Origin of the sequence: Bacillus sp. FSL R5-0603 (assembly GCF_038050295.1) — a bacterium.
Lineage (GTDB): Bacteria > Bacillota > Bacilli > Bacillales > Bacillaceae > Bacillus > Bacillus subtilis.
This window is the reverse complement of record NZ_JBBOYP010000001.1, coordinates 2,852,080-2,865,348: the sequence shown is the minus strand read 5'-3', so window position 1 is coordinate 2,865,348 and position 13,269 is coordinate 2,852,080. Positions and strand designations below refer to the sequence as shown.

Below are 13,269 nucleotides of genomic sequence, written 5' to 3'. Positions count from 1 at the left end.
CTGAAATCTTTCTGAATAAATAAAACACCCTGACAGATTAAGGTAAACAGCAAGGGGGCTCATTATGGAGTTTGTCATTGGATTATTAATTGTACTGCTTGCGCTGTTTGCGGCAGGCTACTTTTTCAGGAAAAAAATCTACGCCGAAATCGACCGGCTGGAATCGTGGAAGATTGAAATTCTGAATCGGTCGATCGTGGAAGAAATGTCTAAAATAAAACATTTAAAAATGACGGGTCAGACAGAAGAGTTCTTTGAGAAGTGGCGTGAAGAATGGGACGAGATTGTCACAGCCCACATGCCGAAAGTTGAAGAGCTCCTTTATGATGCCGAGGAAAATGCAGACAAATACCGGTTTAAAAAGGCCAATCAAGTGCTCGTTCATATCGACGACCTGCTGACAGCGGCTGAATCGAGCATTGAAAAGATTCTTCGGGAAATCAGCGATCTTGTCACAAGTGAGGAAAAGAGCCGTGAAGAGATTGAACAGGTGAGGGAGCGCTATTCGAAATCTCGAAAAAACCTGCTGGCTTACAGCCACCTTTACGGGGAGCTTTATGACAGCCTTGAAAAGGATCTGGACGAAATTTGGAGCGGCATCAAACAATTTGAAGAAGAAACAGAAGGCGGAAACTATATTACTGCACGAAAAGTACTGCTTGAGCAGGACCGCAATCTTGAACGGCTTCAGTCATACATAGATGATGTGCCGAAGCTGTTAGCTGACTGTAAACAGACGGTGCCCGGACAGATTGCAAAGCTCAAGGATGGCTATGGCGAAATGAAAGAAAAAGGGTACAAGCTTGAGCATATCCAGCTTGATAAGGAATTAGAAAATCTGTCAAACCAGCTGAAACGAGCGGAACATGTCCTGATGACTGAGCTGGATATTGACGAAGCGTCCGCAATCCTGCAGCTCATTGACGAAAATATTCAATCTGTTTATCAGCAGCTGGAGGGCGAAGTTGAAGCCGGTCAATCCGTACTAAGCAAAATGCCTGAATTGATTATTGCTTACGACAAGCTTAAAGAAGAGAAAGAGCATACGAAGGCGGAAACTGAGCTGGTGAAGGAAAGCTACAGGCTGACAGCCGGTGAGCTCGGCAAACAGCAGGCTTTTGAAAAGCGCCTTGATGAAATTGGGAAGCTGCTATCATCCGTTAAAGATAAGCTTGATGCAGAGCATGTCGCCTACTCACTTTTAGTGGAAGAAGTTGCTTCAATAGAGAAGCAAATTGAAGAAGTGAAAAAAGAGCATGCCGAGTATCGTGAAAATCTGCAGGCGCTGAGAAAAGAAGAGCTTCAGGCGAGGGAGACACTCAGCAATTTGAAAAAAACAATTTCTGAGACAGCAAGACTGCTGAAGACTAGCAACATTCCAGGCATCCCGAGCCATATTCAAGAAATGCTGGAGAACGCGCATCATCACATTCAAGAAACAGTCAATCAACTAAACGAACTTCCATTAAATATGGAAGAAGCCGGAGCCCATTTGAAGCAAGCAGAAGAAATCGTCAACAGGGCAAGCTGGGAATCAGAGGAACTTGTCGAGCAGGTCATCCTCATTGAAAAAATCATTCAGTTCGGAAACCGGTTCAGAAGCCAGAATCATATTTTATCTGAACAGCTGAAAGAAGCGGAAAGACGTTTTTATGCTTTTGATTATGACGACTCTTATGAAATTGCAGCTGCCGCTGTAGAAAAGGCTGCGCCAGGTGCAGTTGAAAAAATCAAAGCTGACATATCCGCTTAGATAATCACGACCATGAAAAGAGCCCGCAGTGTAATGAGCAGGCTCTTTTTTTCATTACAAAACGCCTGCGCAATAACGCAGGCGTTCTGTGACATTAACTTATTTCATTAAGCTGTTTGGATGGTCCGATGAATAAGGTCAGCACATAGCCGATAACCGCTCCGACGATTCCTGGAAGCACCCAGCCGATGCCGAGGCTGTAAAGAGGAAGATTCGCATTTAGAAACGCATCTAAAGATCCAAGTGAAAAACCGGCTGCTTTGATACCGTCTAAAATACTGAAAAGTCCTGTACCGATCAAGCATGCGATGTACACTTCGCGTCTTTCTTTAAAGATCTTATCGATGAAGGAAAGAACGATAATGACAATGGCAAGCGGATAGATAGCTGATAAAATAGGAACAGAAAACGCGATAATTTGCGCGAGTCCGAAATTCGCAATGATCAAGCTGAATAACGTGACAATCGTAACGACAATTTTATATGATAATGCCGGAATAAGTTTTGAAAAATATTGGCCGCAAGATGTGACAAGGCCGATGCTTGTTGTTAAACATGCGACTGTAATCGCTGCTCCGAGTACGATGTTGCCTAATGAACCGAATAAATAATGGGAAGACGCAGATAAAATTTTAGCTCCTTCACCAACAGGACCGATGGCATTTGTGCTTGTTGCACCTAAATAAGCAAGGGATACATAAATGAAAGTCAGGCCTAAAGCGGCAATCACACCTGCTTTAATGCAGGCTGCAGCAAGAGCTTTAGACTGTGTAACGCCTTTGCTTTTTACAGCATTTACAACGACAACGCCAAATACAATTGAAGCAAGTGCGTCCATTGTTTTATAGCCTTCTAAAAATCCTTTAAAAACCGGTGTTCCTTTATATGCTTCTGTCACGGCGCCCAATCCGCCCATCGGCGTGAAGATGGCTTTGAGAACAATGATTAAAATAATTGTGAATTTGATGGGAGTCAGAATTTTTCCGACTCGATCCACAACCTTAGATGGGTTTAACGCTAAATAGTACGTAACGCCGAAAAAGATAAGTGTAAATATTAATAAAGAAAGTCTTTCTGGTACGCCAGTCAAAAACGGAACAGCGCCAATTTCATATGAAACAGTTCCTGTTCTCGGGATGGCGAATAATGGTCCGATTGATAAATAAAGCACGACAGTAAAGATTGTGCCGAAAACAGGGTGCGCTTTGTCAGCAAGGCCTTTAGCGTCCTTACCGGTTAATGCGATGGCGATAATGCCGAGAAGCGGCAGGCCTACCCCTGTCAGTAAAAATCCGCCGATGGCCTTCCAGACGTTGTGTCCGGCTGCTTGTCCAAGTTCCGGCGGATAAATCATATTTCCTGCTCCAAAGAATAACGCAAATAGCATGAAACCAATAATAATGGTATCTTTGACAGGCAGTGAGTGTTTCATGAAAAAAATCCTCCTAATAATTATGTTAAAATATTCTGTCAATTAATTGTCAGATAATATGACGAAACGAACAAATCTTATTATATGGTAAAAAAATTAGAAGTCAATACTAGTTTTTCGTAATTTTCTATTAAATTTTGTTATGGTAACATAAATATCATACCTTGTACCGCTTTCATAAAGGAGTAAAAAAGATGATATATTTAGATAATAGTTCAACGACGAAGCCTTACGATGAAGTCTTGAACGTGTATGAACAGACAAGCAGCCGATACTTTGGCAATCCTTCATCTTTGCACCGATATGGAGCCGAAACGGAACAGCTGCTTCAAGCAGCCAAAAATCAAATCAAAAGGTCCTTAGGCCTAAAAAAATATGATATTGTATTTACGTCAGGCGCCACAGAAGCCAATAATGCGGCTTTAAAAGGAGCGGCATTGTCAAAGATAAAAACAGGCAAACATATCATTTCCACTTCTATTGAACATCCATCCGTTACGGAATCGTTAGAACAGCTGAAAGAGTTGTTCGGGTTTGATATCACTTATCTTTCTGTGAATGAAGACGGATTTGTTTCTATTGAAGATCTAAAAGCAGCCATCCGTCCCGATACCGTGCTTGTCAGCATGATGCATGTGAACAATGAAGTCGGTTCCGTGCAGCCGATTGAAGCGGCAGGGGAAGTGCTGAAGAAGCACCCGAACATTTTGTTCCACGTCGATTATGTGCAGGGCATCTATAAAGTGCCCTTGGCAATTGAAAAGGCCGGCATTGATCTGTGTTCAATTTCCGGGCATAAATTTCACGGGCTGAAGGGGACAGGCGCACTTATTGTAAAAGAAGGAACACGCCTTATTCCGCTCATAACGGGAGGCTCTCAGCAAAAAGGCATACGGGCCGGAACAGAACATACTGCTGGTGCGGTTTCGCTTGCCAAGGCCATTAATCTTGCCTCTGCTGATTTTGACACACGGCTTGACACGATGACTGCCGCAAAGGAATTGTTTATGAAAAGGCTGAGTGAAATTGAGGGCGTCGTTATCAACACGCCTCAAATGAATAGCGCGCCGCACATTATTAATTTCTCTGTACCGGGGATTAAAGCGGAAGTGCTTTTACACATGCTTGAGGAACAGGATATTTTCGTCTCCACAACATCGGCTTGCTCGGCAAAAGAACATAAGCCCAGCAAGGTTCTCTTAGAGATGGGCAAAGGAGAGCAGATTGCCGGAAGCAGCATCAGAATCAGTTTAAATTACAGCCAGACAAGCGATGTGGCAGAACCGTTTATGAACGCGCTTCGTCCTGGCATCAAAAAATTAAGGAAAATGATGAGGTAGAACATGAATTACGATCATATATTAATTCGTTTTGGGGAAATTTCGACCAAAGGCAAAAACAGAAAAAGCTTTATTGAGCGCTTAAAACAAAACATCAGACTCGTTTTGAAAGACTATCCGAATTTAAAATACTTTTCCAACAGGGATCGTATGACGATTACATTAAATGGAGAGGATCCTGAGGCTCTTTTTCCTCATTTAAAGCAAGTGTTTGGGATTCAAAGCTTCAGCCTGGCAATTAAATGTGACAGCCGCCTTGATGATATTAAGGCAACCGCACTAAAGGCTATCAAAGATCATTATAAACCAGGTGATACGTTTAAAGTCGCGACAAAGAGAGCGTATAAGCAATTTGAATTAGATACAAACCAGATGAACGCTGAAATCGGCGGTCATATTTTGCGAAATACAGAAGGATTGACGGTCGATGTTCGCAACCCAGATATCCCGCTCAGAATCGAAATCAGGGAAGAAGCAACATTTTTGACAATTCGTGATGAAAAAGGTGCAGGCGGGCTGCCAGTTGGTTCAGCAGGAAAAGCGATGTTGATGCTTTCCGGCGGTTTTGACAGCCCTGTGGCCGGTTTTTATGCGATGAAACGGGGACTGTCGGTAGAAGCTGTTCATTTCTTCAGCCCGCCATACACTAGTGAGCGCGCAAAGCAAAAGGTAATGGATCTGGCGAAATGTCTGTCCCGTTTTGGGGGAAGCATGACACTTCATATCGTTCCATTTACAAAAACGCAAGAGCTCATCCAAAAACAAATTCCTGAAAATTACACAATGACGGCAACCCGCCGCCTCATGCTTCAGATAGCCGACAGAATCAGAGAAAAGAGAAACGGGCTTGCCATTATTACGGGAGAAAGCCTCGGTCAGGTAGCGAGCCAAACGCTTGAAAGCATGTATGCAATTAATGCGGTGACGTCAACACCGATTTTGCGTCCGCTAATCGCCATGGACAAAACAGAAATCATCGAAAAATCACGGGAAATTGGCACATATGAGACAAGCATTCAGCCGTTTGAAGACTGTTGCACGATCTTTACACCGCCAAGCCCGAAAACACGCCCTAAAAAAGAGAAAATTGAACACTTTGAAAGCTTTGTTGATTTCGAGCCGTATATTCAAGAAGCGGTAGATAACATTGAGACAATGACCCTGTATAGCGAACAAGAAGCTAACGATAAATTCGCTGAACTCTTTTAAATCAATTTTCAGCTCCTGTATACAATTACCAAAGTTTTTCTGAATGAAGCCATGTGTTTTGACACATTCTATACTCACAAGGAGGTGAGACACATGGCTAACAATAACTCAGGTAACAGCAACAACCTTTTAGTACCAGGAGCTGCTCAAGCGATCGACCAAATGAAATTAGAAATCGCTTCTGAATTCGGTGTAAACCTTGGAGCAGACACAACTTCTCGCGCTAACGGTTCTGTTGGAGGAGAGATCACAAAACGTCTTGTATCTTTTGCTCAACAAAACATGGGCGGAGGACAATTCTAATTTACAATTTCACATAATGGCTTAGGAGTGGGGGTATCCCCACTCTTTTTCATTTTTTACATATAAAAAAGGACCAGCGGCCTATAAAATCTATGTTTACAGAGGTTGCTTTTAGGCATATCCTTACGGAAAGAGCCTGTATTTATGTATAATGGGTGGAGAAAGTGAGGAGTTGTTCGTGTTAAAACGTGAAGATTTAATTGCCCCTGTGCAATATAATTTAGTGAATGAAATGGAAAAGTTCAGTGCTGCTGGACAAAAAACCGCTCTTCTTTGGGAGGACGAGTCGGGCAAGCAAGAATCTTGGTCGTATGAAAAGCTGATGGAAGAAACAAATAAAATCGGAGCGGCCTTAGCTGATCTTGGATTTAAAAAGGGAGACAAGCTGATAGTAATGGTACCGCGGGTGCTTGAAGCCTATGCTGTTTATTTGGCTATCCTGAAATCAGGAATGGTTGTCATTCCGTGCTCCGAAATGCTTCGCGCGAAAGATCTTGAATACCGGATTGAACATGCAGAGGTAAAAGGCGCCATCGTCTACTCAGAATTTATTGGCGCTTTCCGGGATGTCAGTACGGCTGACAAACTGATTACACTGTCTATTGGTGAAAATGATGCCGGCTGGAAAAACCTCTTATCAATTGAAGCGGACGGAAGCCAATTTAAAACAGCTGACACAACAAGAGATGATATGGCTTTCTTATCTTATACATCCGGGACAACAGGTCAGCCGAAAGGTGTTGTACATACACATGGATGGGCATTTGCTCATTTAAAAACTTCTGCCGGCGCTTGGCTTGATATTTCTGAAAAGGATATCGTCTGGGCAACTGCTGCCCCTGGCTGGCAAAAGTGGGTATGGAGTCCGTTTTTAGCGGTGCTTGGCAGCGGAGCAACCGGTTTTGTGTACCACGGCAGATTCAAAGCAGAAAAATATCTAGAGCTTTTAAATCGCTACAAAATCAATGTTTTCTGCTGTACGCCGACAGAATACCGCTTAATGGCGAAGGTCGAGGGCCTGGACCGCTTTGATCTTTCTGCCCTGCACAGTGCTGTTTCCGCAGGTGAGCCGCTCAACCGTGAAGTCATTGATGTTTTCCAAAAGCACTTTGGCATTAAGGTACGGGACGGATATGGCCAAACAGAAAGCACACTTTTGGTTGGTGTTTTGAAAGATACGCCTATTAAACCGGGAAGCATGGGAAAACCGACACCGGGAAATCAGGTGGAGATCATAAATGAAGACGGTGAAATCTGCAAATCTGGTGAGGTTGGCGATATCGCTGTTCACCTTAGTACGCCTGCGCTCTTTAAAGAGTATTTTAAAGATCCGGAAAGAATGAAAACACAAATTCGCGGCGATTATTTCCTAACGGGAGACAGAGCAAGAAAAGATGAGGAAGGTTACTTCTGGTTTGAAAGCCGAAATGACGATATTATTATCAGCTCCGGCTATACGATCGGGCCTTTCGAGGTGGAAGACGCGCTTGTTAAGCACCCAGAAGTAAAAGAATGTGCTGTTGTCGCGAGCCCTGATGAAATCAGAGGCTCCATCGTAAAGGCATATGTTGTCCTGCAAAATCATGAAAAACGCAGTGATGAGCTTGTCAAAATGCTGCAAAACCATGTGAAGACGATTACCGCTCCATACAAATATCCTAGAGAAATTGAATTTGTGGAAAGCCTGCCGAAAACGGCTTCTGCAAAAATCAGACGAGTGGAATTAAGAAAACGTGAAGAACAGCTCAAAGCCAATAAAAAGGCGTAAAGAAAGAGAGTGAACGTGAATGAAGGCGATATGGCACGGCGGTTTCATTTATACGATGCTCAAAGAAGGCGATCGGACTGAGGCAGTTTATGTTGAGGATGGTGTCATAAAAGGCACCGGCAGCTATGAACGTTTGAAGGAAAAGTACGGGTCGCCGGAAACAGAAGAAATCAGCCTGAACGGAGCAGTGATGTTTCCCGGGTTTGTCGACAGCCATTTACATTTGATCGGCCACGGCGAAAAACAGCTTCAGCTTGATCTGTCCGCACTGACATCTAAAGAAGCGATTGTACAGGCTGCAAAGGAAAGAGAGCGGCAGCTTCCTAAAGATGAGTGGCTCATTGGAGAGGGCTGGAATGAAAATCAGTTTGAGACACCGGACTATTTGAATAAGCATGATCTAGACCGCCTGTTTCCAGACAGGCCCGTCTTGCTCAAGCGAGTATGCCGGCATGCAATAGCCGTTAATTCTGCGGCTCTTCAAGCGGCGGGAATTTCAAGAAATACTCCTGATCCTGACGGCGGCGTCATCGTAAAAGATGCATATGGCGAGCCGACGGGCCTCCTTTTTGATAAGGCGCAGGATTTGATTCTGAAGGCTGTCCCGCCAGTCTCCCAGCACTATGTTGATAAGGCATTAACGGCTGCAATAAAGGATTGCTGGACAAAAGGCCTGACGGGCGGTCATTCGGAAGACTTGTCCTATTATGGTGATGTTTCGGTGCCGATAACAGCTTATGAGAAAGCTGCCGCTAGCGGAAAGTATCCGTTCCGCTGCCATTTGCTCGTTCATCATGAAGCGGTCGATCGATGGGAGCAGCTGGATAAGCCGTCCGGCCCGTATGTGGAGTTCGGTGCGATGAAAATCTTTGCGGACGGGGCGCTTGGCGGGAGAACGGCTTTATTGAAAGAACCATATCAGGATGATTCATCAACAAATGGTGTTCAGGTTCACGATGACGAAACCCTTGGCCGGCTCATTCGCAAAGCGAGAGAAAAAGGGATGGAGGTTGCTGTTCATGCAATCGGTGATCTTGCTTTTGAAAAAGTGCTGAACGCAATAGAAAAGCATCCGCCCCAAAACGGCCGGCATGATCGGCTTATTCATGCCCAAGTGCTTGATAACGAATTAATCGAGAGAGCAGCACGCATGCCGATCGCACTTGACCTTCAGCCGCACTTCGTTGCAAGCGACTTTCCGTGGGTCATTGACCGTCTCGGAAAAGACCGGATGAAGACTGCATTTGCCTGGAAAACACTCATATCTAAAGGCATTTTATGCGCGGGCGGTTCAGACGCCCCGATTGAGCCTGTTGATCCGCTTCTAGGGATCCAGTCCGCGGTCCTCAGGAAAAGCAGTCATGAGCAAAACGGGCCAAGCTATAATGAAAGTGAATGTTTACCTGTATATGAAGCGATAAAGCTTTATACAGAAGGTAGCGCCGGTATCATTTATAAAGAGAAGTCACGCGGAAAAATTGCGGAAGGCTATGACGCGGATTTTACAGTTCTCAGTGGTGATCCGTTTGCCATTGACCCCGCACAGCTTCATCTTTTAGATATTAAAAAAACCGTGATTAACGGCCAGATTGTATATGAGAAATCATAAAAGGACAGGCAGCAGCCTGTCCTTTTATTTTCTATAAAAAAGTACGCTTCACTTTTTCCCAAAATGAATTGTCCTTTAGTTTGACTGTTTTGATTTTCTTATTAGACAGTTTGATTTCGATCGTTTTCACATTTCTCGTGCTGAGTGCTTCATTGTCCAAGCCGATGATTGGGTGTTCGTTGCCGTCCTGCACCACACGAAGGGTCAGCTTTCGATCAGAGCTGAGGACAAATGGCGAGCCGAGTGTCCGGTAGGTATTATTGTTAAGGGATGCAAGCTCTGATACCTGCATGCATGGAAGCAATGGATCAACAACCGCTCCTGCAACAGACTTGTTATAGGCGGTGCTCCCTGTAGGCGTTGAGATAATCATTCCGTCACCTCTAAACGTTTCAAAGTGCAGATCGTCAATCAGCACGTCCATCACAAAGGTTTTGATGATGCTTGAGCGGATGGATACCTCGTTTAAGCAGTGAAAAGGACTGGCTTGATCCACTGTCACTTCAATCAGCGGGTATTTTCTCACTTCAATTTGTTCAAACGTCATTGCATCGACCATTTTTTCTCGCTCATCACTATGAAAGTCGCAATATAAATGAGCTTTCCCCTTTTTGGTAATGCCGACGTACAAGCAGTCGTCACGAAAATTCGTCTTTCTGACTGCCTGCAAAAATGTGCCGTCCCCGCCAATGCTAGCGATAATATTGGCGTCTGAGTGCTGGTTCACAACGGTAAATCCATGCTCTTCCGCCAATTGTGTTAACGAGTGGGCTTGTTCGTTCGTTTCCTGATCCTGTTTGTGAAAAAAGTAAACATTACGGCGTTGATCGGTCATATCCCATTTCCCCTTTGCTGTCATATTTAAGTTTTTCTGCCATCCAGTATTTGTGATAAAATACCTTTGGCCATAAGTGTACCACGTTTGCCGGCAGCCCGTTAAGCCGGAGCTTTCTCATGAAGTGAAACATTTTTCATATTGAATCGTATAATGAGAGAGTTTAGGAAAAAGGAGGAGAAAAAATGAATGCAAAAAGATGGGTTGCATTAGTGATTGCTCTGGGGATTTTCGGCGTGTCTATTATCGTCAGCATCTCTATGAGTTTCTTTGAAAGCGTCAAAGGCGCTCAAACGGATCTCACATCACTGACGGATGAATCGCAGGAAAAGACGCTGGAAAACGGCAGCCTCTCAAGCAAAATTGCCGTATTAGAGGTCAGCGGCACCATTCAGGATAATGGGGACTCAAGCAGTCTGCTTGGTGCAGACGGATATAACCACAGAACGTTCTTAAAAAACCTTGAGCGCGCAAAAGATGACAAGACGGTCAAAGGTATCGTTCTGAAGGTGAATTCTCCGGGCGGCGGAGTGTATGAAAGTGCTGAAATACATAAGAAACTGGAAGAAATCAAGAAAGAAACGAAAAAACCGATTTACGTGTCAATGGGTTCGATGGCAGCATCAGGAGGCTATTACATCTCAACAGCGGCTGATAAGATTTTTGCGACACCGGAAACCCTGACCGGGTCACTTGGCGTCATTATGGAAAGCGTCAATTATTCAAAGCTTGCCGACAAGCTTGGCATTTCTTTTGAAACGATTAAGAGCGGGGCCCATAAGGACATTATGTCTCCTTCCCGTGAGATGACGAAAGAAGAAAAAAACATCATGCAATCGATGGTTGATAATTCGTATGAAGGCTTTGTTGATGTCATTTCAAAAGGGCGCAGCATGCCGAAAGCAGAGGTAAAGAAAATTGCGGACGGCCGCGTGTATGACGGACGGCAGGCGAAAAAACTGAACCTCGTTGATGAGCTTGGTTTTTATGACGATACCATTACGGCCATGAAAAAGGATCACAAGGATTTGAAAAACGCCTCTGTCATTTCTTATGAGGAAAGCTTCGGATTAGGCTCACTGTTTTCTATGGGCGCGAACAAAATGTTTAAAAGTGAAATTGATTTTTTGAATATGAGAGAAATTCTATCGCAATCCGGTTCGCCGAGAATGATGTATCTCTATGCGAAGTAGGAGGGAACAATAATGGACGCGACATATGAAGAGTTAGAGCGCAATGACATCAAAGGCCCGCAAGAAGCGGAGCAGCTGACACATGCCTATGCTGGCTTTTGGGTTCGTTTCTGGGCTTTCCTGCTTGATTGGCTCGTGATATGGGGATTAAACCATTTGCTCGTTTCTCCCCTCTTTACCGTATTGGATCTGCCGAAAACATCCGGCATGTTTACCTTCTCGGCCTACAGTGTGACAACGCTTATTGTGTATCTTGCCTATTTCGCACTAATGACAAAATACTTCAGGCAGACGCTTGGTAAAATGGTGTTCGGCCTCAAAGTGGTTTCTGTGAAGCAAGATAGCAAGCTGACATGGAGTACAGTTATTTTTCGTGAAGTGGTTGGACGGTATATTGATAAGATTTGGATTTTATATATCGTTGTTGCCTTTTCACCTACAAAACAAGGGATTCATGATTACATCGCGGATACCACCGTGGTGCATGAAAAATTATACCGCAAATAACCGATAACCCGGACCTCCGTCCGGGTTTATTTTTTTAGGAATTGGCGATAATGCTCCTAGAGGAAGTGAAGAATATGGTGTATGTACTGATAGCCATTCTTATTCTCATAGGGATCGTACTGCTTCTCAGAATGAAAATCCATGTCGCGCTGGAGTATCTTCATGCCGCTGATAATGACAAATTGACCTTGAAGATTACGGCGCTGTTTGGCCTTATAAGGATCAAAAAAACAATTCCGGCGATTAAGGTGAACAAAGAAGACGGAACAGTGGATATCAAACAAAAAACTGAATCTAAAATGAAAAAAAGCAGCGGAAAGAAAAAAATTACACAAAACGATGTGCAGCAAAGCATTAATAAAATCGAAATGCTTTTGCATCAGGTTACCAGACTACGAAAAATCAGCGCGTCTTTTCTCGCGCATTTACATATCACAAAACTAGAATGGGTTACAGTAATCGGAATTCAGGACGCGGCAGTGACAGGTGTGTTAACAGGTGCTGTATGGGGTGTGAAGGGCGGTATCGCAGCAATGCTCTACGACCACCTGGACTTTGTGAATAAACCTGTCTATGAGGTGATCCCGTCGTTTCAAGTCCCTGTTTCCAAGACCCATTTTCAGTGTATATTCTTTTTTCGCTTTGGACATGCTATGCTTGCAGCTTTCAAATTCGTCAAATACGGACGGGAGCTATCCGTATTAAAGAAGAATCCGTCGGCTAGAATGACTTCAAAGAATGATTCATCAGTTTAAGGAGGAAGCGTATATGGCAGACCATCCCATCCAAGGGTTAATGAAAACCGCAATGGAAAACTTGAAGGAAATGATTGATGTTAACACCATCATCGGAGATCCAGTAGAAACGCCTGATGGAAGTGTGATTTTAACTGTTTCTAAAGTTGGATTCGGATTCGCCGCAGGCGGAAGCGAGTTTGGCGGAAAGCCGGCCGAAAAGAAATCGGAAGACGATGAGACAAGAGAACAGAAACTTCCTTTCGGAGGCGGAAGCGGTGGCGGTGTGTCCATTACGCCGATCGCGTTTTTAATTGTCGGATCGACAGGCATCAGAATGCTTCATTTAGATGAAAATACCCATTTAATAGAGAAAATTTTAGACGCAGCCCCTCAAACACTCGAACGCATCCAGCAAATGTTCAAGAAAAATAACAAAAACCAAGGCCAGGGCCAAAATCAAAACCAAATGAACAATATGAATTATTAAAAAAGGTTAACTGCGCTGGCCGCAGTTAACTTTTTTTTGGCATAAACTTTGCAGTTTGCAGGAAACTTTACTATGATAGAGACATACATACAAAAG

General features: G+C 43.9%; 12 protein-coding genes. 10 read left to right on the top strand and 2 right to left on the bottom strand.

Annotation, left to right across the window (positions count from 1 at the left end):
- Positions 1-64 precede the first annotated feature (64 nt).
- Positions 65-1,753, top strand: coding sequence for a septation ring formation regulator EzrA (gene ezrA, locus NYE56_RS14800; RefSeq protein WP_341284029.1), 1,689 nt, complete (start codon positions 65-67; stop codon positions 1,751-1,753).
- 94 nt (positions 1,754-1,847) lie between these two features.
- Here the strand turns inward: ezrA and brnQ are convergent, their stop codons facing one another.
- Positions 1,848-3,185, bottom strand: a complete 1,338-nt coding sequence (brnQ, locus tag NYE56_RS14795) for a branched-chain amino acid transport system II carrier protein (protein WP_017695726.1) — start codon at positions 3,183-3,185, stop codon at positions 1,848-1,850.
- Positions 3,186-3,379: 194 nt separating this feature from the next.
- On the opposite strand from brnQ, the gene NYE56_RS14790 reads away from it, so the two are divergent.
- From NYE56_RS14790 to NYE56_RS14770, 5 genes are all read left to right on the top strand, one after another.
- Entirely contained in the window at positions 3,380-4,525 is a 1,146-nt protein-coding gene (locus tag NYE56_RS14790; protein ID WP_080529666.1) for a cysteine desulfurase family protein, read from the top strand.
- Positions 4,526-4,528: 3 nt separating this feature from the next.
- Entirely contained in the window at positions 4,529-5,734 is a 1,206-nt protein-coding gene (thiI, locus tag NYE56_RS14785) for a tRNA uracil 4-sulfurtransferase ThiI (RefSeq protein WP_341284028.1), read from the top strand.
- Positions 5,735-5,827: 93 nt separating this feature from the next.
- Positions 5,828-6,037, top strand: a complete 210-nt coding sequence (gene sspA / locus NYE56_RS14780; protein ID WP_003223491.1) for an alpha type acid-soluble spore protein SspA — start codon at positions 5,828-5,830, stop codon at positions 6,035-6,037.
- 178 nt (positions 6,038-6,215) lie between these two features.
- A complete protein-coding gene (gene mbcS / locus NYE56_RS14775; RefSeq protein WP_128474195.1) occupies positions 6,216-7,805 on the top strand; it encodes an acyl-CoA synthetase MbcS in 1,590 nt (529 codons plus the stop codon).
- Between the two features lie 19 nt (positions 7,806-7,824).
- Positions 7,825-9,414, top strand: a complete 1,590-nt coding sequence (locus NYE56_RS14770) for an amidohydrolase (RefSeq protein ID WP_341284027.1) — start codon at positions 7,825-7,827, stop codon at positions 9,412-9,414.
- 31 nt (positions 9,415-9,445) lie between these two features.
- Here NYE56_RS14770 and NYE56_RS14765 read toward each other — a convergent pair whose 3' ends face one another.
- Positions 9,446-10,249, bottom strand: a complete 804-nt coding sequence (locus tag NYE56_RS14765) for an NAD kinase (RefSeq protein WP_046160737.1) — start codon at positions 10,247-10,249, stop codon at positions 9,446-9,448.
- 185 nt (positions 10,250-10,434) lie between these two features.
- On the opposite strand from NYE56_RS14765, the gene sppA reads away from it, so the two are divergent.
- The 4 genes from sppA to ytfJ all read left to right on the top strand — a co-directional run bounded on the left by sppA (position 10,435) and on the right by ytfJ (position 13,173).
- Complete coding sequence (gene sppA, locus NYE56_RS14760) at positions 10,435-11,442, top strand: signal peptide peptidase SppA (protein WP_341284026.1); 1,008 nt, start codon at positions 10,435-10,437, stop codon at positions 11,440-11,442.
- A gap of 12 nt (positions 11,443-11,454) precedes the next feature.
- On the top strand, positions 11,455-11,949 hold the full coding sequence (locus NYE56_RS14755) for an RDD family protein (RefSeq protein WP_014477652.1): 495 nt from the start codon (positions 11,455-11,457) through the stop codon (positions 11,947-11,949).
- A 74-nt stretch (positions 11,950-12,023) separates the two neighbouring features.
- Positions 12,024-12,704: a DUF2953 domain-containing protein gene (locus tag NYE56_RS14750; protein ID WP_029726407.1), complete on the top strand. Its 681-nt coding sequence runs from the start codon at positions 12,024-12,026 to the stop codon at positions 12,702-12,704.
- Between the two features lie 13 nt (positions 12,705-12,717).
- Entirely contained in the window at positions 12,718-13,173 is a 456-nt protein-coding gene (gene ytfJ, locus NYE56_RS14745) for a GerW family sporulation protein (RefSeq protein ID WP_003223504.1), read from the top strand.
- The last annotated feature ends 96 nt before the right edge of the window (positions 13,174-13,269 follow it).